Source organism: Microbacterium sp. SORGH_AS_0969 (genome assembly GCF_030818255.1).
Taxonomy (GTDB): domain Bacteria; phylum Actinomycetota; class Actinomycetes; order Actinomycetales; family Microbacteriaceae; genus Microbacterium.
Genome location: NZ_JAUTAG010000001.1, coordinates 665,795 through 685,969, shown reverse-complemented (window position 1 = coordinate 685,969; position 20,175 = coordinate 665,795). Strand labels below are relative to the sequence as shown.

The 20,175-nt window shown below is 69.3% G+C and carries 13 protein-coding genes; 11 read left to right on the top strand and 2 right to left on the bottom strand.

The genetic code is table 11. The features are described 5' to 3' along the window. Window positions 1–110: 110 nt before the first annotated feature. The 3 genes from QE388_RS03145 to QE388_RS03135 all read left to right on the top strand — a co-directional run bounded on the left by QE388_RS03145 (window position 111) and on the right by QE388_RS03135 (window position 3,876). The gene (locus QE388_RS03145; protein WP_307382865.1) at window positions 111–1,778 is read left to right on the top strand and encodes an ABC transporter substrate-binding protein; all 1,668 of its coding nucleotides are present in this window, start codon (window positions 111–113) and stop codon (window positions 1,776–1,778) included. A 137-nt stretch (window positions 1,779–1,915) separates the two neighbouring features. After that, the gene (locus QE388_RS03140) at window positions 1,916–2,920 is read left to right on the top strand and encodes an ABC transporter permease (RefSeq protein WP_058596734.1); all 1,005 of its coding nucleotides are present in this window, start codon (window positions 1,916–1,918) and stop codon (window positions 2,918–2,920) included. Further along, window positions 2,917–3,876 (top strand): ABC transporter permease, encoded by a 960-nt coding sequence (locus QE388_RS03135; RefSeq protein ID WP_058614107.1) that lies wholly within the window; start codon window positions 2,917–2,919, stop codon window positions 3,874–3,876. The genes QE388_RS03140 and QE388_RS03135 overlap by 4 nt, the downstream gene beginning before the upstream one ends. Before the next feature lie 345 nt (window positions 3,877–4,221). On the opposite strand, the gene QE388_RS03130 is transcribed toward QE388_RS03135, so the two are convergent. Next, window positions 4,222–5,886, bottom strand: coding sequence for an ABC transporter ATP-binding protein (locus QE388_RS03130; RefSeq protein ID WP_307382861.1), 1,665 nt, complete (start codon window positions 5,884–5,886; stop codon window positions 4,222–4,224). A gap of 261 nt (window positions 5,887–6,147) precedes the next feature. Here QE388_RS03130 and QE388_RS03125 point away from each other — a divergent pair, with 261 nt between their 5' ends. The 5 genes from QE388_RS03125 (at window position 6,148) to QE388_RS03105 (ending at window position 17,023) form a co-directional block, all read left to right on the top strand. Continuing rightward, complete coding sequence (locus QE388_RS03125) at window positions 6,148–6,900, top strand: 5-oxoprolinase subunit PxpA (protein WP_307382859.1); 753 nt, start codon at window positions 6,148–6,150, stop codon at window positions 6,898–6,900. Further along, window positions 6,894–8,564: an urea amidolyase family protein gene (locus QE388_RS03120; RefSeq protein WP_307382857.1), complete on the top strand. Its 1,671-nt coding sequence runs from the start codon at window positions 6,894–6,896 to the stop codon at window positions 8,562–8,564. The genes QE388_RS03125 and QE388_RS03120 overlap by 7 nt, the downstream gene beginning before the upstream one ends. Window positions 8,565–8,836: 272 nt before the next feature. After that, a complete protein-coding gene (gene rpoB, locus QE388_RS03115) occupies window positions 8,837–12,331 on the top strand; it encodes a DNA-directed RNA polymerase subunit beta (protein ID WP_275801742.1) in 3,495 nt (1,164 codons plus the stop codon). Between the two features lie 71 nt (window positions 12,332–12,402). Further along, window positions 12,403–16,278, top strand: a complete 3,876-nt coding sequence (rpoC, locus tag QE388_RS03110) for a DNA-directed RNA polymerase subunit beta' (RefSeq protein WP_307382854.1) — start codon at window positions 12,403–12,405, stop codon at window positions 16,276–16,278. 148 nt (window positions 16,279–16,426) lie between these two features. Beyond that, complete coding sequence (locus QE388_RS03105; protein WP_275801744.1) at window positions 16,427–17,023, top strand: hypothetical protein; 597 nt, start codon at window positions 16,427–16,429, stop codon at window positions 17,021–17,023. A gap of 4 nt (window positions 17,024–17,027) precedes the next feature. Here the strand turns inward: QE388_RS03105 and QE388_RS03100 are convergent, their stop codons facing one another. Next, the gene (locus QE388_RS03100; RefSeq protein WP_307382851.1) at window positions 17,028–17,621 is read right to left on the bottom strand and encodes a hypothetical protein; all 594 of its coding nucleotides are present in this window, start codon (window positions 17,619–17,621) and stop codon (window positions 17,028–17,030) included. A gap of 125 nt (window positions 17,622–17,746) precedes the next feature. Between QE388_RS03100 and QE388_RS03095 the strand changes: the two genes are divergently transcribed. The 3 genes from QE388_RS03095 (at window position 17,747) to QE388_RS03085 (ending at window position 20,090) form a co-directional block, all read left to right on the top strand. Next, window positions 17,747–18,850 (top strand): ABC transporter, encoded by a 1,104-nt coding sequence (locus QE388_RS03095; RefSeq protein WP_307382850.1) that lies wholly within the window; start codon window positions 17,747–17,749, stop codon window positions 18,848–18,850. Between the two features lie 11 nt (window positions 18,851–18,861). Beyond that, the gene (locus QE388_RS03090; RefSeq protein WP_307382848.1) at window positions 18,862–19,347 is read left to right on the top strand and encodes a hypothetical protein; all 486 of its coding nucleotides are present in this window, start codon (window positions 18,862–18,864) and stop codon (window positions 19,345–19,347) included. 80 nt (window positions 19,348–19,427) lie between these two features. Continuing rightward, window positions 19,428–20,090 (top strand): hypothetical protein, encoded by a 663-nt coding sequence (locus tag QE388_RS03085; RefSeq protein WP_058596744.1) that lies wholly within the window; start codon window positions 19,428–19,430, stop codon window positions 20,088–20,090. The last annotated feature ends 85 nt before the right edge of the window (window positions 20,091–20,175 follow it).

The window sequence follows — 20,175 nt, the reverse complement described above, 5'->3', positions numbered from 1 at the left end:
CGGCCGGGGAGACCTGTACGGTCGGGGGAACAGCAAGCGGAGCGCGGCACGACGAAGTGACAGCGCCGTCGGGCTCCTCCTTTCCTCCCCCCGGAAGGTCACAACAAAAAATGCAAGGAAATCTCCGTACCCGCGTGCTCGCGGGAGGCGCGATCATCGCCATCGGTGCGCTCGCCCTCTCGGGCTGCACGAGCCAGCGCGACGACAACGGCGGCGGCAATGCCGGCGGCGACGTCGACTCCACCTTCGTCTTCGGCGCCTCGGGCGATCCGTCGAGCCTCGACCCCGCGTTCGCGAGCGACGGCGAGTCGTTCCGCATCTCGCGGCAGATCTTCGAGGGACTCGTCGGCGTCGAGTCGGGGACGGCCGACCCCGCGCCCATGCTCGCCGAGAGCTGGACGCAGTCCGACGACGGGCTCTCGTACACCTTCCAGCTCAAAGAGGGCGTGAAGTTCCACGACGACACCGACTTCAACGCCGACGCGGTCTGCTTCAACTTCGACCGGCAGAACAACTTCACCGGCATCGCGCAGTCCGAGAGCCTGTCCTACTACTGGGGCAAGATCATGCGCGGCTACGCCGACACGGGCACCTCCATCTACGGGGGCTGCGAAGCGACCAGCCCGACCGAGGTCACGATCACACTGACCGAGCCGTTCGCCGGCTTCATCCCGGCGCTCTCGCTCCCCGCCTTCGCGATCCAGAGCCCCACTGCCCTGCAGGAGTACCAGGCCGACGAGGTCGGCGGCACGTCCGAGGCGCCGACGCTCAGCGAGTACGCCCAGGCGCACCCCACCGGTACCGGCCCGTTCCGGTTCGACTCGTGGGAGCCGGGTGCCGAAGCGACCGTCACCGCGTTCGACGGGTACTGGGGCGAGCAGGGCCAGGTGCAGCAGGTCATCTTCCGCGTGATCGGCGACACCACCGCACGGCGTCAGGCTCTCGAGTCCGGCTCGATCGACGGCTACGACCTCGTCGCGCCGGCCGATCTCGGTGCGCTCGAGAGCGCGGGCTACATGCTCACCAACCGCGACCCGTTCAACATCCTCTACCTCGGGATGAATCAGGCCGACCCCGCGCTCGCCGACATCCGCGTGCGCCAGGCCATCGCCCACGCCATCGACAAGGAGCAGCTGGTGACCCAGGTGCTGCCCGAGGGCACCACCGTGGCATCCCAGTTCATGCCCGAGAGTGTCATCGGCTTCAACTCCGGAGTCACGACGTACGACTTCGACCAGGAGGCCGCCAAGGCCCTCCTCGCCGAGGCCGGCTTCACCGAGGCGAACCCGTTGACCCTGACCTTCAATTACCCGGTCAACATCTCGCGTCCGTACATGCCGAACCCCGAGCAGATCTTCACCAACCTGCAGTCGCAGCTGCAGGCGGTGGGGATCGTCGTCAACCCGGTGTCGAACGAGTGGGGCGAGTACCTCGACCTCATCCAGGGCGGCAGCGAGCACGGCATCCACCTGCTCGGTTGGACCGGCGACTACAACGACCCCGACAACTTCGTGGGCACGTTCTTCGGCGGGAAGTCGAACGAGTGGGGCTTCGACAACGCCGAGCTCTTCTCGGCACTCACCTCGGCCCGCGGCATCGCGACCGAGGCCGAGCAGGACCCCGCGTACCAGGCGGTGAACGAGCAGATCGCGCAGTTCCTGCCCGGTGTCCCGCTCGCGAACCCGGTGCCGACGCTCGCCTTCGCGAAGCGCGTGAAGTCGTACCCGGCCAGCCCCGTGCAGGACGAGGTCTACAACGAGATCGAACTCACCGAGTGATCCGGATGCCGTGGGCTCCGTCCCCCTCGAGGGAGTAGGGGCCCACGGCTCACGGATGCCGCCGCCCCGGCGCCGTCTCGGACGGCCGGGCCGGCGGCATCCCGCGTCCCCCCGCTCCCGACACCCTGTGAGAACCCGTGCTCCGCACCATCGGCAGACGCCTGCTCCTGCTCATCCCGACCCTGTTCGGCCTCTCGATCCTGCTCTTCGCCTGGGTCCGCGCGCTTCCCGGCGGCCCGGCCGTCGCCCTTCTCGGCGAGCGCGCGACTCCCGAGGCCGTCGAGCGCATCAACGAGCTGTACGGCTTCAACGAGCCGCTGTACGTGCAGTACTTCACCTGGCTCGGGCGGCTCCTCACCGGCGACTTCGGCTCCTCGATCCAGACGGGCCGCCCCGTGCTGGAGGAGTTCGTCCGGCGCTTCCCGGCCACCCTCGAGCTCTCGATCGCCGCGCTCATCGTGGCCGTGGGCATCGGCATCCCCCTCGGATACTGGGCCGCTCGTCGCCACGGCAAGATCTGGGACCACACCGCGGTCGTGCTGAGCCTCATCGGCATCACGATCCCGGTGTTCTTCCTGGCGTTCATCCTCAAGTACGTCTTCGCCGTCCAGTTGGGCTGGCTGCCCTCCGACGGCCGGCAGAACCCGCGCATCGACGCGACGCACTACACGAACCTGTACGTGTTCGACGGCCTGATCACGGGCGAGTTCGACGCGTCGTGGGATGCCATCCTCCACCTGATCCTGCCCGCGATCGCGCTCGGCACCATCCCGCTCGCGATCATCGTGCGCATCACGCGCGCCTCGGTGCTCGAGGTGCAGAATGCCGACTACGTGCGCACGGGCCGCGCGAAGGGCATCGGCACCGGGACGCTGCGCAACCGCTTCATCCTGCGCAACGCGATGCTCCCCGTCATCACGACGGTGGGACTGCAGGCGGGCCTGCTCATCTCCGGCGCGGTGCTCACCGAGACGGTGTTCGCCTTCCCCGGCATCGGGCAGTTCCTCGCGCGGGCGATCTTCACGCGCGACTTCCCGGTGCTGCAGGGCTTCATCATCTTCATCGCGATCGCGTACGCCCTCATCAACCTGCTGGTCGACCTGTCGTACAGCGTCATCGACCCGAGAGTGAGAGTCCAGTGAGCTCTTCGATCCTCCCTCCCGCCCCCAGCGGCGGCCCCGTCGACGACAACGCGGTGGTCGATGCGCAGCTGCTCGCCGCCCAGGCGCGCGGCGGTTTCTGGCACGACGTGTTCCAGCGGATCCGCCGCAGCCCGGTCGCCTGGATCGGCGCGATCATCGTGCTGGCATTCCTCCTGGTGGCGGCTCTCGCACCGCTGCTCGCGCCGTACCCGGCCGAGTCGCTGCCGGGCCAGCGCTTCATCACCCCGACCGACATCCCCGGCCCGGGCGAGATGGCGGAGTTCCCCCTCGGCCTCGACCGGTTCGGCGGCGATGTGCTGTCCAAGCTCATCTGGGGCGCCCAGGCGTCCCTGCAGATCGGGGTGATCTCCACGGCCCTGGGTCTTCTGGGCGGAATGGCGCTCGGATTGCTGGCGGGGATGTTCGGTGGCTGGGTCGACGCGCTCGTGATGCGGTTCGTCGACATCCTCCTGTCGGTGCCGAACCTGCTGCTCGCCGTCTCGATCGCCGCAATCCTCGGCCAGAGCCAGCTCGCGATCATGATCGCCATCGGCGCGTCGCAGGTGCCGGTGTTCGCGCGCCTTCTGAGGGCATCGATGCTGCAGCAACGTGGCGCCGACTACGTGCTCTCGGCGCAGACCCTCGGCCTCAGCCGCCGGACCATCACGATGACGCACGTGCTGCCCAACAGCGTCGGCCCGGTCATCGTGCAGGGCACCCTGACGCTCGCGACCGCTGTGATCGACGCCGCCGCGCTGTCGTTCCTGGGCCTCGGCGGCGGTCTCCCGCAGACCGCCGAGTGGGGCCGCATGCTCACCTACGCGCAGGCCGAGCTGGCGATCGCCCCGTGGCTGGCGTTCCTCCCCGGCATCTGCATCGCCGTCACGGCCCTGGGCTTCACTCTCCTCGGCGAGTCCCTCCGCGAGGCGATGGACCCGCGCACCCGCGCGCGGTAGCGCCTCGCCCGGCTGTTCCGGCCCCGGCCCGCTCGCGCGGGTCGGGGCCGCGGCGTCGGCGCCGCGGCATCCATGTCCCACTTTGTGCAGAATTCGCGGGGTGATCTCGCACAATGTGGGACATGCCCCGGGGCGGGGTGGGACGTGCCGTGGGACGGGTACCCCGCAGCCGCCGGGGTGTCCCACTTTGTGCAGGAATGGTGCGGTGATCTCGCACAAAGTGGGACATGCCGTGTGGTGGGCTGCTCACCGAGGTAGCGGTGTCCCACTTTGTGCAGGAATCGCCCTGGAATCTCGCACAAAGTGGGACATGCATCGCCAGAACGGAGACACCAGAGCCGCGCCTCAGCCGGCCAGCCCCAACTCATTCCCCGGGATCGACGACAGCAGGCGCCGCGTGTACGGATCGCGCGGATTCGTGAAGACCTCTTCGCTGGATGCCGCCTCCACGAGGCGCCCGTCCTTCATCACGCACACGTAGTCGCTGATCAGGCGCACCACGGCGAGGTCGTGCGAGATGAAGAGGTAGCTCAGCCCGTATTCGCGCTGAAGGTCGCCCAGCAGCTCGAGGATCTGGGCCTGCACGAGCACGTCGAGCGCCGACACCGGCTCGTCGCACACGATCAGCTCGGGCGACAGCGCGAGGGCACGGGCGATCGCGACGCGCTGCCGCTGCCCGCCCGACAGCTCCGAGGGGTAGCGGCGGAGCATGGATGCCGGCAGAGCCACGTCATCCATCAACTGGCGCACGCGCTTCGAACGGTCGGCCTTCGACCCGCGCTTGTAGAAGGAGAGGGGTTCCTCCACGATCCGTTCGACCGTGAACATGGGGTTCAGGCTCGAGTAGGGGTCCTGGAAGATCGGCTGCACTCTCTGGCGGAACTGCCGGAGCGCCTCGCCCTTCAGCGCCGATACGTCCTGTCCGTCGAAGCGGATCGAGCCGCTCGTGGGCTCGACGACCTTCAGCAGCATGCGGGCCGTGGTGGTCTTGCCCGATCCCGACTCGCCCACGATCGCGACCGTCTGGCCGCGGGGGATCGACAGCGAGACGTCGTCGACGGCGCGGAAGTCGTCGCCGCGACCACGCACGGGGTAGACCTTGGTGAGCCCTTCGATCTCGACGATGTCGTCTCGGGTCTCGACCGCCCGGTCGCCGCGGAAGTCCTCCGGCCGCAGGCGCACCGCCGCCACCGACGGCGCCGCAGCCACGAGCGACTTCGTATAGGAGTGCTGCGGGTTCTCCAGGATCTGCCGCGCCGGGCCCTGCTCCACGACCCGTCCGCGGTGCATCACGACGACTCTCGATGCCCGCTCGGCGGCGAGCCCGAGGTCGTGCGTGATCAGCAGCACGGCCGCGCCGAGCTCGTCCGTCTGCTTGTCGATCTGGTCGAGGATCGTCTGCTGCACGGTGACATCGAGGGCGCTGGTCGGCTCGTCCGCGATGAGCAGGCGCGGTCGGCACGCGAGGCCGATCGCGATGAGGGCGCGCTGCCGCATCCCGCCCGAGAACTCGTGCGGGTACTGCGCCGCCCGCTTCGCGGCGTCTGGGAGGCCGGCGGCCTCGAGCGCCTCGACGACTCTGCCCTTCACGCTCGACCGGTCGGCGAGCCCGTGGGCGAGCAGCGTCTCTGCCACCTGCGTCCCGATCCTCGCGACCGGGTTGAGGTTCGACATCGGGTCCTGCGGGACGAGGCCGATCTGTCGCCCGCGCACCTGGCGCATCCGCGCTTCGCCGTAGGTCGTGAGGTCTTCGCCGTCGAGCAGGATTTGCCCGCGCGCCACACGACCACCGGATGCCAACAGGCCGATGATCGCCATGGCGGTCGTCGACTTGCCGGAGCCGGACTCGCCGACGATCGCGATGGTCTCACCCGCGTGGATGTCGAGGCTCACCCCATCGACGGCCCGCACGGGGCCATCCATGGTGGCGAAGTCGACCGCGAGATCACGGACCGAGAGAAGGGGCTGGGGGGATGCCGGAGCGGGGGGACCGGCGACATCGGAGGTCATTCGTCCATCCTCGTCCGCCCGGCCCCGTCTGCCCACCCCCCGGCGCACATCGTCACGCGGCCGTAACGCGTCGGCGCGATCACGCCCCGGCAGACCGCGGGTCGGGAGCGTGCCGGCCGGGCGCGTCCCCCGCTCGGGGCGCTTTCCGCCGTTCGGGGCGCGCGCGGGCCGCGCCGATGAAGGAACGGCGCCCCGAAGCTGAGGGGCCGTGAACCCGCACTGCCGGTGAGCCCACGCCCGTGCGGCGCTACCGTGGGCAGCATGCGCGTGGACCTCAACGCCGACCTCGGCGAGACCGTCGACGGGATGCCGACCGCCGACGACGAGGCGATGTTCGCCGTGATCTCGAGCGCGAACGTCGCCTGCGGCGGTCACGCGGGTGATGCTGCGTCGATGCGCGAAGCCGTGGCGCGGGCCGCGCGCTTCGGCGTCGCCGTGGGCGCCCACCCCTCCTACGCGGACCGGGAGAACTTCGGCCGTATCTGCCGCCAGCCCGCCGTCGCGGCGCTCCGCACGAGCGTCGCCGCGCAGCTCGCCGCGCTCGTGGCGGCCGGCGCCGACCTTCGTTACGTGAAGCCCCACGGGGCGCTCTATCACGCTGTCCGTGACGATGCCGAGCAGGCGCGGGCGGTCGTCGACGCCGTCGTCGACCTGTCCTCGCGTCTCGGTCGTGCCCTCCCCGTGCTCGGGCTTCCGGGCGTGATCGCCGAGGTCGCGGCATCCGCGGGTCTTCCCTTCGTGCACGAGGCCTTCCTGGATCGCGGCTACACCGCGGACGGCGGACTCGTCCCACGCGGCGAACCCGGCGACCTCGTCGAGGATCCGGCCCGCGTCGCCGCGCGCGCGGTGCGGCTCGTGCGCGAGGGCGAGGTCGAGACGGTCGACGGTGATCGCATCGCCGTCGCCGCTGCCTCGCTCTGCCTGCACGGCGACACCCCGTCGGCGGTCGCGATGGCCCGCGCCGTCCGTGCCGCCCTGGACGCCGCGGGCGTCGAGGTGCGCGCACCGTGGTGACGCTGCGGCCGATGGGGGAGCGCGCCGTCCTCGCCGAGGTCGCGGACCTCGCCGCCGTCCTGGCGCTGCACGCCGCGCTCGCCGCGGATCCGCCCGCGGGCATCGACGACCTCGTCCCCGCCGCCCGCACCGTTCTGGTCGCCTTCGACCCGCGTCGCATCTCGCTCGATGCCGTCCGCGCCTGGATCCACGCGGCTTCTCGGACGGCTCCGGATGCCACCCCCTCCGGCCCCCTCGTCGAGGTTCCGCTGCGGTACGACGGCGCCGATCTCACCTCCACAGCCGCCTCGCTCGGCATCCGCGTCGACGAGCTCATCACCCGGCATTCCGCCGCCCCGTGGACGGTGGCCTTCACCGGCTTCGCCCCGGGCTTCGCCTATCTGGTGAGCGAGGACTGGCCGTTCGACGTGCCGCGGCTCGCCCAACCGCGCACGCGTGTACCCGCGGGTGCGGTGGGTCTGGCCGGTGGCTTCAGCGGCGCGTATCCGCGCGAGACCCCCGGCGGGTGGAGGCTCATCGGGACGACCGATGCGGTCCTCTTCGATCCGGATGCCGCCGACCCGGTGCTGCTTCCCCCGCGCGCCCGCGTGCGTTTCGTCCCGCAGCCCGCCCGCATCGAGGCCGCCCGAGTCTCCGAGGCCGAGCCTCGCGCGGACGGGGGCTCCCCCGAGCCGCCTGAGCCTGTCGAGGGGCCCCGGCCCCTCGCCGGTGCCGAGAGCGGAGGGGATCTGCGCAGCGGAGGACCGGATGGCGCGGACTCCTCCTCCCGCGCCGGAATCTCCTCCCGTCCCGCCACCGCGCTCGCCCCGGCCCCGGCGCTGCATGTTCTCGACTCCGGCGGCTTCACCACCGTCCAGGATCTGGGACGTCCGCATCTCGCGGCCCTCGGCGTCGCGCGCTCGGGCGCGCTCGACCGGACCGCACTCCGCATCGCCAATCGCCTGGTCGGCAACGCCGAGGGGGCCGCGGGTCTCGAGATCGCGCTCGGCGGCTTCCGCGCGCGGGCCGAAGCCGACACGTGGGTGTGCGTGACGGGCGCTCTCACCGACCTGCGCGTCGACGGTCGGGCGCGCGATCTCTACGCCCCCGTCCGGGTCCCCGCGGGCGCCGAGATCTCCATCGGGCCCGTTCTCGCCGGCCTGCGCTCCTTCCTCGCCCTGCGCGGCGGTGTCCTCGCGCCCCTCGCCCTCGGCTCGCGCGCGAGCGACGTGCTCGCCGGTCTCGGACCCGCCCCCGTGCGCGCCGGGGATGTCATGGGCGCCGAGACCCCGGCATCCGCGATCCCCGTTCTCGACTTCTTCCCTTGGTCCGTCCCGCCGACGCTTGTCGAGGTGAACATCGCCGCGGGACCGCGCGCGGACTGGTTCGCCCCCGGGGCGCAAGAAACGCTCGTCGACACGGAATGGGAGGTGTCGACCCACGCCGATCGTGTCGGCATCCGTCTCGACGGGCCCGAGCTCGAGCGCCTCCGCCCCGGCGAGCTGCCGAGCGAGGGCATGCGTCCGGGCGCGATCCAGGTTCCGCCGCACGGACGCCCGGTCGTGCTGCTGGCCGACGGTCCGGTCACCGGGGGATACCCCGTGATCGCCGTGGTAACGGATGCCACGCTCGACGCGCTCGCGCAGGTGAGGCCCGGCGATCGCGTGCGATTCCGGCGCGTCTGACGTCCTCCCCGGGGGGAATGCTCGACGGGCGTGCGCGGTTATACCGCAGGTCCGCAAACGCGTCAAGAATTCGACTGGACACGGCGAGTCCTCCCGCGTATGCTTGGACTTTGCGCTCCTCGATTCCCCCTGCCCTCATATGGTGGTCGGCTGAGCCTGTCCGTCCCCGCTTCACCGCGGTGTGTGACGAGCAGGTTATCGGGGCAGGAACGCACTCCACCTGACGACAAGGAATCACGAGCCCCTCGCCCGGGCTTCTGGAGGTTATTCCCTTGGCTGCTGCGAGCAACGCATCCACCACCACCCCGAAGAGCGGACGCGGCGCATCTCGCCTCTCGTTCGCGAAGATCTCCGACAAGCTGACCGTTCCCGATCTGCTCGCACTGCAGACCGAGTCGTTCGATTGGCTCGTCGGTAACGACGCATGGAAGGCCCGCGTCGCCGAGGCGCAGGCCGAAGGCCGCACCGACGTGCCCGAGATCAGCGGTCTGGAGGAGATCTTCGAAGAGATCTCGCCGATCGAAGACCTCAGCGAGACGATGCAGCTCTCGTTCACCAACCCCTACCTCGAGCCCGAGAAGTACTCGATCGAAGAGTGCAAGGAGCGCGGCAAGACCTACGCCGCCCCGCTGTACGTCGAGGCCGAGTTCATGAACCACCAGACCGGTGAGATCAAGACGCAGACGGTCTTCATGGGCGACTTCCCGCTCCAGACCGACAAGGGCACGTTCATCATCAACGGCACCGAGCGTGTCGTGGTGTCGCAGCTCGTGCGCTCGCCCGGTGTCTACTTCGACAAGACCCCCGACAAGACGTCCGACAAGGACATCGTGTCGGCGCGCGTCATCCCCTCGCGCGGTGCCTGGCTCGAGTTCGAGATCGACAAGCGCGACCAGGTCGGCGTCCGCATCGACCGCAAGCGCAAGCAGTCGGTCACCGTCTTCCTCAAGGCCCTCGGCCTGACCAGCGAAGACATCCTCGCCGAGTTCGCCGGCTTCGACTCCATCGAAGAGACGCTGTCCAAGGACACGATCCTCACGAAGGAAGACGCCCTCCGCGACATCTACCGCAAGCTCCGTCCGGGCGAGCAGGTGGCCGCCGAGGCTGCGCGCGCGCTCCTCGACAACTTCTACTTCAACGCCAAGCGCTACGACCTGGCCAAGGTGGGTCGCTACAAGATCAACCAGAAGCTCGGCCTCGACAAGCCGCTCAGCGACTCGGTGCTGACCGTCGACGACATCGTCGCGACGATCAAGTACCTCGTCCGCCTGCACCGCGGCGACGTGTCGTTCGACGGCGTGCGCGGCGGCAAGCCCGCCGAGATCCGTCTCGACACCGACGACATCGACAACTTCGGCAACCGTCGTATCCGCGCGGTCGGCGAGCTCATCCAGAACCAGGTCCGCACCGGTCTGTCGCGCATGGAGCGCGTCGTCCGCGAGCGCATGACCACGCAGGACATCGAGGCGATCACGCCGCAGACCCTGATCAACGTGCGCCCCGTCGTCGCCGCGATCAAGGAGTTCTTCGGAACCTCGCAGCTGTCGCAGTTCATGGACCAGAACAACCCGCTCGCGGGTCTGACCCACAAGCGTCGCCTGTCGGCGCTGGGCCCCGGTGGTCTGTCGCGTGAGCGTGCCGGCGTCGAGGTCCGTGACGTCCACCCCTCGCACTACGGCCGCATGTGCCCCATCGAGACGCCCGAAGGCCCGAACATCGGTCTGATCGGTTCGCTCGCCTCGTTCGCGCGCATCAACGCGTTCGGCTTCATCGAGACGCCGTACCGCCGCGTCGTCGACGGTCGCGTGACCGACACGATCGACTACCTCACGGCCAGCGAAGAGAGCGACCACATCGTCGCCCAGGCCGGTGTCGCCCTCAAGGCCGACGGCCACTTCGTCGAGGACCGCATCCTGGCCCGCCGTGGTCAGGGTGGCGAGGTCGACCTCTTCCCGGTGGAGGAGATCGGCTACATGGACGTCTCGCCGCGCCAGATGGTGTCGGTGGCGACCTCGCTCATCCCCTTCCTCGAGCACGACGACGCCAACCGCGCCCTCATGGGTGCGAACATGCAGCGCCAGGCCGTGCCGCTCGTGCGCAGCGAGTCGCCCGTGGTCGGTACCGGTATGGAGGGCTTCGCCGCGATCGACGCCGGTGACGTCGTGACCGCCGAGAAGTCCGGTGTGGTCCTCGAGGTCTCGGCCGACGTCGTGACCGTGCAGCTCGACGAGGGCGGCACGCAGGACTACTTCCTCCGCAAGTTCGACCGCTCCAACCAGGGCACGTCGTACAACCAGCGTGTGGTCGTCTCCGCCGGCGAGCGTGTCGAGGCCGGCGAGGTCATCGCCGACGGCCCCGCCACCGAGAACGGCGAGCTCGCCCTCGGCAAGAACCTCCTCGTGGCGTTCATGACGTGGGAGGGTCACAACTTCGAAGACGCGATCATCCTGAGCCAGGACCTGGTGAAGGACGACACGCTCTCCTCGATCCACATCGAGGAGTACGAGGTCGACGCCCGCGACACGAAGCTCGGCAAGGAAGAGATCACGCGTGATCTCCCCAACGTCAGCCCCGACCTGCTGAAGGACCTCGACGAGCGCGGCATCGTCCGCATCGGTGCCGAGGTCCGCCCCGGCGACATCCTCGTCGGCAAGGTCACGCCCAAGGGCGAGACCGAGCTCAGCGCCGAAGAGCGTCTGCTCCGCGCGATCTTCAACGAGAAGAGCCGCGAAGTCCGTGACACCTCGCTGAAGGTGCCCCACGGTGAGCAGGGCACGATCATCGCCGTCAAGGAGTTCAACGCCGAAGACGGAGACGACGAGCTCGGCTCGGGCGTCAACCGCCGCGTCGTGGTCTACATCGCCCAGAAGCGCAAGATCACCGAGGGCGACAAGCTCGCCGGCCGCCACGGCAACAAGGGTGTCATCGCCAAGATCCTTCCGATCGAGGACATGCCCTTCCTCGCCGACGGCACCCCCGTCGACGTCGTGCTGAACCCGCTCGGTATCCCCGGTCGAATGAACTTCGGTCAGGTCCTGGAGCTCCACCTCGGCTGGATCGCCCAGCAGGGGTGGAAGGTCGAGGGCACGCCCGAGTGGGCGGCGCACCTGCCCGAGCAGGCTCGCGAGGCCGCTCCCGGCACCAAGGTCGCGACCCCGGTGTTCGACGGTGCGTTCGAGGAGGAGATCGCGGGTCTGCTCGACTCGACGATCCCCAACCGCGACGGCCAGCGTCTGATCGACTCGAGCGGGAAGACCATCCTGTTCGACGGTCGTTACGGCGAGCCCTTCCCGGCGCCCATCTCGGTCGGCTACATGTACATCCTGAAGCTGCACCACCTGGTCGACGACAAGATCCACGCGCGTTCGACGGGCCCGTACTCGATGATCACCCAGCAGCCGCTCGGTGGTAAGGCGCAGTTCGGTGGCCAGCGCTTCGGTGAGATGGAGGTGTGGGCCCTCGAGGCCTACGGTGCGGCATACGCGCTGCAGGAGCTCCTCACGATCAAGTCCGACGACATCCTCGGCCGCGTCAAGGTCTACGAGGCGATCGTCAAGGGCGAGAACATCCAGGAGCCCGGCATCCCGGAGTCGTTCAAGGTCCTCATGAAGGAAATGCAGTCGCTCTGCCTGAACGTCGAGGTCCTCTCGGCCGACGGCACCGCGGTCAACCTCCGTGACACGGATGACGACGCCTTCCGCGCCGCGGAAGAGCTCGGCATCAACATCTCCAGCCGCTTCGAGTCCTCGTCGATCGACGAGATCTGAGCTCTGGTTGCTGAGCTTGTCGAAGCACAGCGACACGATCTTCATTTGAGAATTCCGACACAGGAGAACCAGTGCTCGAATCAACCACTTTCGATCAGATCCGTATCGGTCTGGCCACCGCCGACGACATCCGTCGTTGGTCCTTCGGTGAGGTCAAGAAGCCCGAGACGATCAACTACCGCACGCTGAAGCCCGAGAAGGACGGCCTCTTCGGCGAGCAGATCTTCGGACCCTCCCGCGACTGGGAGTGCGCCTGCGGCAAGTACAAGCGCGTGCGCTTCAAGGGCATCGTCTGCGAGCGCTGCGGCGTCGAGGTCACCAAGTCCTCGGTCCGTCGCGAGCGCATGGGCCACATCGAGCTCGCCGCGCCCGTCACGCACATCTGGTACTTCAAGGGTGTTCCCTCGCGCCTCGGCTACCTGCTCGACATGGCGCCGAAGGACCTCGAGAAGGTCATCTACTTCGCCGCCTACATGGTGATCTCGGTCGACGAGGATGCTCGTCACCGCGACCTCGCCACGCAGGAGAACAACATCCGTCTCGAGCTGAAGACGCTCGGCGACCGCCGCGATGCCCGCATCGCCGCTCGCCTGGCCAAGCTCGAGGAGGAGCTCGCCGCCCTCGAGGCGGAGGGCGCCAAGGCGGACCAGAAGAAGAAGGTCAAGGACGCCGCCGAGAAGGACATGACGGCCGCCCGCAAGAACGCGGACGAGCAGATCGCCAAGCTCGAGCGCGTGTGGGAGGACTTCCGCACGCTCGAGGTCGGCGCCCTCAAGCCCGAGGACGACGTCTTCCACGAGCTGCAGGACCGCTTCGGTCAGTACTTCGAGGCCCACATGGGTGCGGAGTCGATCAAGCGTCGCCTCGAGACCTTCGACCTGCAGGCCGAGGCCGACAGCCTCCACCTGCAGATCTCCGAGGGCAAGGGCCAGCGCAAGATCCGCGCGATCAAGCGCCTGAAGGTCGTCAACTCGTTCCTGCAGACCGGCATGAGCCCGGCCTCGATGGTGCTCGACGTCGTTCCGGTGATCCCGCCGGAGCTGCGCCCGATGGTCCAGCTCGACGGTGGCCGCTTCGCCACCAGCGACCTGAACGATCTCTACCGTCGCGTGATCAACCGCAACAACCGCCTCCGTCGCCTGATCGACCTCGGTGCCCCCGAGATCATCGTCAACAACGAGAAGCGCATGCTGCAGGAGGCCGTCGACGCGCTGTTCGACAACGGCCGCCGTGGTCGCCCCGTGACCGGTACCGGCAACCGTGCCCTCAAGTCCCTGAGCGACATGCTCAAGGGAAAGCAGGGTCGTTTCCGCCAGAACCTGCTCGGAAAGCGCGTCGACTACTCGGGTCGTTCGGTCATCATCGTCGGACCCCAGCTGAAGCTGCACCAGTGCGGTCTGCCCAAGCAGATGGCGCTCGAGCTCTTCAAGCCGTTCGTGATCAAGCGCCTGATCGACCTCGGTCACTCGCAGAACATCAAGGCCGCCAAGCGCGCCGTCGAGCGCTACCGTCCCGAGGTCTGGGACGTGCTCGAAGAGATCATCCGCGAGCGTCCCGTGCTGCTGAACCGTGCACCCACCCTGCACCGTCTCGGCATCCAGGCGTTCGAGCCCCAGCTCGTCGAGGGCAAGGCGATCCAGCTGCACCCGCTCGTCTGCGCGGCGTTCAACGCCGACTTCGACGGTGACCAGATGGCCGTCCACCTGCCGCTGTCGGTCGAGGCCCAGGCCGAGGCCCGCGTGCTGATGCTCGCCTCGAACAACATCCTGAAGCCGTCGGACGGCCGTCCGGTGACCCTGCCCTCGCAGGACATGATCATCGGCCTGCACCACCTGACCACCCTCAAGGAGGGTGCGATCGGTGAGGGCCGTGCGTTCGGTTCGGTGGGCGAGGCGATCCTGGCCAAGGACGAGGGCACCCTCGACCTGCAGGCCAAGGCGCGCATCCGCATCCCCGGCCTGACGTTCCTCGAGGGCCAGGCGCCCGAGGGCTACGACAAGCACGGTCTCGTCGACGCTTCGCTCGGCCAGGCGATCTTCAACGCCACGCTCCCCAAGGGCTACCCGTTCGTTCGCGAGCAGGCCGACAAGGGCAAGCTGTCGCAGATCGTCAACAAGCTGGCCGAGGAGTACCCCAAGGTCGAGGTCGCGGCATCGCTCGACCGGATCAAGGACGCCGGCTTCTACTGGGCCACCCGTTCGGGTGTCACGGTGGCGCTGAGCGACATCCTCACCCCGCCGAACAAGGCCGAGATCGTGGGCGGCTACGAGAAGCAGGCCGCGAAGGTCCAGGCGCAGTACGAGAAGGGTCTCACCACCGACGCCGAGCGTCGTCAGGAGCTCATCAAGATCTGGACCGAGGCTACGGATGCCGTCCAGAAGGCGATGCGCGACAACTTCCCGGCCGACAACACCATCAACCGCATGGTCTCGTCGGGTGCGCGTGGTAACTGGCTGCAGATCCGCAACATCGCGGGTATGCGAGGGCTTGTGAACAACCCGAAGGGTGAGATCATCCCGCGTCCGATCATCTCCTCGTACCGCGAGGGTCTGTCGGTCGCCGAGTACTTCATCGCGACGCACGGTGCCCGTAAGGGTCTGGCCGACACGGCCCTCCGTACGGCCGACTCGGGGTACCTGACGCGTCGTCTGGTCGACGTCTCGCAGGACGTCATCATCCGCGAAGAGGACTGCGGCACGTCGAAGGGCCTCGAGCTCCCGATCGCCGCTGCCGACTCGACCGGTGCGCTGGTCAAGGACGCGAACGTCGAGAACTCGGTGTTCGCCCGCACGCTGGCGACGGCTGTCGTCGACGCGCAGGGCACCGTCCTGGCCGAGGCCGGCGACGACGTGGGCGACGTCCTGATCGACAAGCTCGTCGCGGGTGGCATCGAGTCCATCAAGGTCCGCTCTGTGCTGACCTGCGACTCCGCCGTCGGTGTCTGCGCGAAGTGCTACGGCCGTTCGCTCGCCACCGGCAAGATCGTCGACATCGGCGAGGCCGTCGGCATCATCGCGGCCCAGTCGATCGGTGAGCCCGGTACCCAGCTGACGATGCGTACCTTCCACACCGGTGGTTCCGCGTCGGCCGACGACATCACGCAGGGTCTTCCCCGTGTGCAGGAGCTCTTCGAGGCGCGTACCCCCAAGGGTGCCTCGCCGATCGCCGAGGCCGATGGCCGCATCACGATCGACGAGACCGAGAAGGCCAAGAAGGTCATCCTCACGCCCGACAACGGCGACGAGCCCGTGGTCTACCCCGTCCTGAAGCGTGCGACGCTCCTGGTCGAGGACGGCCAGCACGTCACCGTCGGTGAGCCCCTCCAGGTCGGAACGCTCGACCCCAAGGAGGTCATGCGTGTGCAGGGCGCCCGCGAGGTGCAGAAGTACCTCGTGAACGGCGTCCAGGGCGTGTACCGCTCGCAGGGTGTGCCGATCCACGACAAGCACATCGAGGTGATCGTCCGCCAGATGCTGCGCAAGGTCACCGTCGTCGACCACGGCGACACCGACCTGCTCCCGGGCGAGCTCGTCGACTTCAAGCGGTACCAGAACATCAACCGCGAGACGGTCGGCGAGGGCAAGCGCCCCGCGTCGGGTCGTCCCGAGTTGATGGGTATCACGAAGGCGTCGCTCGCGACGGAGTCGTGGCTGTCCGCCGCGTCGTTCCAGGAGACCACCCGCGTCCTGACGCAGGCGGCCATGGAGGGCAAGAGCGACCCGCTCGTCGGCCTGAAGGAGAACGTCATCATCGGAAAGCTCATCCCCGCGGGGACGGGCCTGTCGAAGTACCGCAACGTCACCGTCGAGGCGACGGAAGAGGCCAAGAGCGAGCGGTACCCCAACCGCATCTTCGCCTCGGACGGCGCGTACTCCGACGCCGATCTGAGCTACGTCGACTTCGACAGCTTCACGACGGACGACTTCACGCCCGGTAGCTACAACTAAGGGATCCGTCCCGCACGAAGGCCCTCGGCTCACGCCGGGGGCCTTCGTCGTGTCCGCGGCGTTTCGACCGCGCGACGTGTGGCGTCCGCGGCGTGTCGGAGGCCGGATGCGCCGGGGGAGTGCGCCTACCGTGGACGGGGAGGAACGGATGGCGCGAGTCGGTGGCCGGAACGTGTGGATCGCGTGGCCGGTGGGAATCATCTGCACCGTGGTGGTCGCCGTCCTGGTCGTTCTCGCGGTCCCCGGCATCCCGGCATCCGTGATCTTCGTCGGTGACACGCTCCGCGCGGCCCGGTCCGCTCCCACGGCCACGCCGGAGCCGGCTCCGACTCCGGCGTCGACCTGTCGCGAGCTCTACTCGGCGGACCTCTGGTCGTCGCTGGTCTGGTCGCGCAACAATCTCCTGACGCAGCGTCGGACCCCGGCGGCGTCGACCCCCGAGGCCGTCGCGGCGTCGGGGGCGACCGTGGTCGTGACCTGTCACTGGCGGGGGACGGCGGGTCGATCGATGGAGACCACGGTGTCGACCGTCACCCCCGAGGGGGCCTCGGCTGTTCAGGCGACCCTGTCGTCGCAGGGATTCGGATGCCAGGTCTCCGGCGACACGGTCCACTGCGAGCGCGCGGCGGGCGGTGTCGTCGAGGTGCACGACATCCGCGGCGATCGGTGGGTGTCGTCGACCCTCACGAACTGGATGCCGGACGGCTACGCCGAGACGGTGGCATCCCGAGCCTTCGCCGAGTGAGCGATCAGCCGAAGATCGACGCGATGATGCTCGCCGTGTAGCCGGTCGGCGCGAGGTTGGAGTACTGCGTGTCGATCAGGACGTGGTCGCGCCAGAAGAGCGTGCGACCGTCGTTGACCGGGTAGGTGTCGTTGATCCACGTCTTCTCGCACCGCGTGCCGTCGTCGGGCGTGTAGCAGCTGAAGCCCTGCGTGGCGACGAGGTCGTTGAGCATGTCGAGGGCGGGTCCGCGGTCGACGCGGGTGATACGCGTTTCGAGGCCCGTCGTGTCGGCGCCGGGATCGCGCCAGATGCAGATGAGCGAGCCGTCGGGCTGCGGCCCGGAGGCACCGACCGACGGGTCATTCAGTGGGACGGGTGCCAACTGGGCCAGCACGTCGGCCGAGAGCATCGCGCGGCAGTCGGTGGGGATGGCCGCGGGGGCGACGGTCGGGGTGATCGTGGGGATGGGTGTCGCCGTCGGGGAGGCGGACGACTCCGTGGCCGGTGTCGTCGCTGCGGTAGAGCCGCCGTCGTCCGGCGCGCACGCGCTCAGGGCGAGCACCGCCGCGACCGCGAACACGGCTGCGCCGGTCGGACGAAACACGCGACGGGCCATGAAGTCACCCTAGATGCCGCCACCGACACGGTCGAGACCGACACACGACGGCACGCCTGCGCCGTGCGGCGACGAGCGCGGGTTAGCCTGACGCCGCAGATATTTGCGCGCGTGAGGAGACCCCGATGAGCGACCCCCAGTCGTACGGTGACCCCGTCGACGAGCCCAAAGACGAGGCGCACGACGTGGTCGGGCGCGCGCACGAGGGCCTGGCCGACGCCGAGGCCGCCCAGCGCGATGCCGTCGACCCCGCCGAGGCTGCCGCCGCCTGGGACGAGCGTGAGCGCGACCAGCACGTGTCGTCGACGCCCGCGGCGACCGAGACGACCACGGCGACCGTTCACGACGCGTCGCCGGTCGCCCCCACGACCACGACCGACCTCGATGACGAAGACGCCCGCTGGGCCGCGTACGCGGCTTCGGCGGAGCCCGAGGCGGCGCCCGCCGCGGCGGCGACCGAGGCGGCGACGACCGACGCGTCCACGCAGCGCTACGACGCCTACGGCGACACCGCCGGGGCCGCGGCTGCCGGGGGAGCCGTCGCCGCAGGTGCCGCGGCGGCCGGAGCGTCCTCGACTCCGGTGGCGTCCACCACCGCTTACGACACGCGATCGACCGACGCTCCCACGACGGCCTCCCCGACGGCGTACGCGAACACCGCGCAGCCGATCTTCGTCCAGGCCCCCGAAGCCCCGCGTCCGCGCGGCAACCGCGGGGCGGCCGGCGCGATCGGTCTGCTCGCCGCGCTCTGCTTCGCCGTCCTCTACCTTGCGGCGACCCTCGGTCTGCGTCTGCTGACGGGCGATCTCGAGGTGTCCGGGCTCGCGAATGCCGCTCTCGGCGCCCTCGCCACGTGGGGCCTCTGGGTGCCGACCGTGGCGTTCTATCTGGGTTTCTGGTTCCTCGGAGCCCTCATCAACCGCGGCCGGTGGGGGCACTGGGTGGTCTGGGGCCTCGTCGTGGGCGTGATCGCCTGGGGCGGGCATCTCCTCGGTGCCCTCTTCGCCGCGCCGTTCTGGATGCTCACCGCCCGAGAGGGCGTCGACCTCCTCGGAGACAACGTCCTCGCCCCGCTCGCGATCGTCGCGTTCGTCCTCGGGCGCGAGCTGACGATCTGGTTCGGCGCGTGGGTCGCGCGTCGCGGCCGGCGCGTGACCGAGCTGAACGACGAGGCGCAGCGCGAGTACGAGCGCACGCTCGAAGCGGGCCCGCAGGTCTCCGTCGTCTGAAGCGGGATGCCATGACCGACGCGCCGCGACCGGCGGGGGTGACCCCGCCGGTCGCGGTCGTTTTCGCGACCGTGACGTTCGTCGCTCTCGGGATCGGCGGACTCGGGGTCGCCAGTCTCGTCGTCGATCGCGACGTCATCCCCGTGACGGGTCTCGGCCCGATCCCCGGGGTCATCGGCCTCGTGGTCGCGACCGCGCTTTTCGCCGGCATCCTGCTCTGGGGACTCAGAGCGGAGCCGCCCGGGTATCTCACCACGGTTCCGTGCGCTCTCGGTGCCTACGTGGGGGAGTTCGCCGGGATCGTCGTGGGAGGCCTGTTCAGCGGGGCGGACCCCGCGCGGGCGGTCGCCGCGGCCGGGACCGTCGCGCTCGGCTGGCCCGGGGCCGTGCTCGCGGTCGCTGCGCTGCTGGCGGCGGTGTTCGGGGTGTTCCTCGTGCGCGTACGGACCGAGCGCCCGCGGTGGACCTGGGAGGACGAGGACGACGACACCCCCTGATCGCCGCCGGGGACGCGGGTGTGACGCGCGGGAGACACGATCATCCCCGCTGCCCGGGCGTGTCGGTCTAGCGTAGGAGTGTGGAGCGGTCGCTCGAGACCCAGGTAGGCCAGGCGGTGGACGCCTGGCTGAAATGGCTGCCCCGGTGGGAGCCCGCGAACCACCGCGGCCGCATCGCGCCGTGTCGTCGGTGCTTCGGATCCCCGGTCCTCTCCGCGGCGGGTCTCGGTTCCGACGTCCCCCACGGCGTCCAGCACGGTCTGTCCACCCGCGTGAAGACGATCGTCGATCACGCCGTTGCCGAGTACACCGCACGCAACCTCCCGATGCTGCAGGCCGAACTGGACCAGCAGGCCGAACGCAACCGCCGTCGCTCGTACCGTCCGGCGGAAGGCCTCGAGCCCGAGTTCGAGGGGTTGCCGCTCGACCCGGAGCCCGAGCCCGGAGCGCCGTTCCTCTTCACCCTCACCGGCCTGGCCGCTGAAGAAGACGCGGTGATCCCCGCCCTCCCACCGCTGTCGGATGCCGCGAAGGCGGCGCTGCGCCAGGAGGTCGGTCTCGCCGACGACTACGCGAACATGATCGGCCGCGAGGTGTGCACGATCCTGCTGCACCACCGCCTGCGCATCCAGGGGGCGATCGCCGAGTACGTGGAGCCGCAGGTGGCGGCGATGCTCGACGAACTGACGCGTTCCCTCGACGCGCCGTTCGATCCGCGCGACCCCGGCGACGCGGCATCCTGAGCTTGTCCACAGCCCCCGGGATCCCGGAGGCGCCTTTGTTAGCATTGCCGGGTTGTCCGCCCGGCCAGACGCGGGCGCGTCGTCC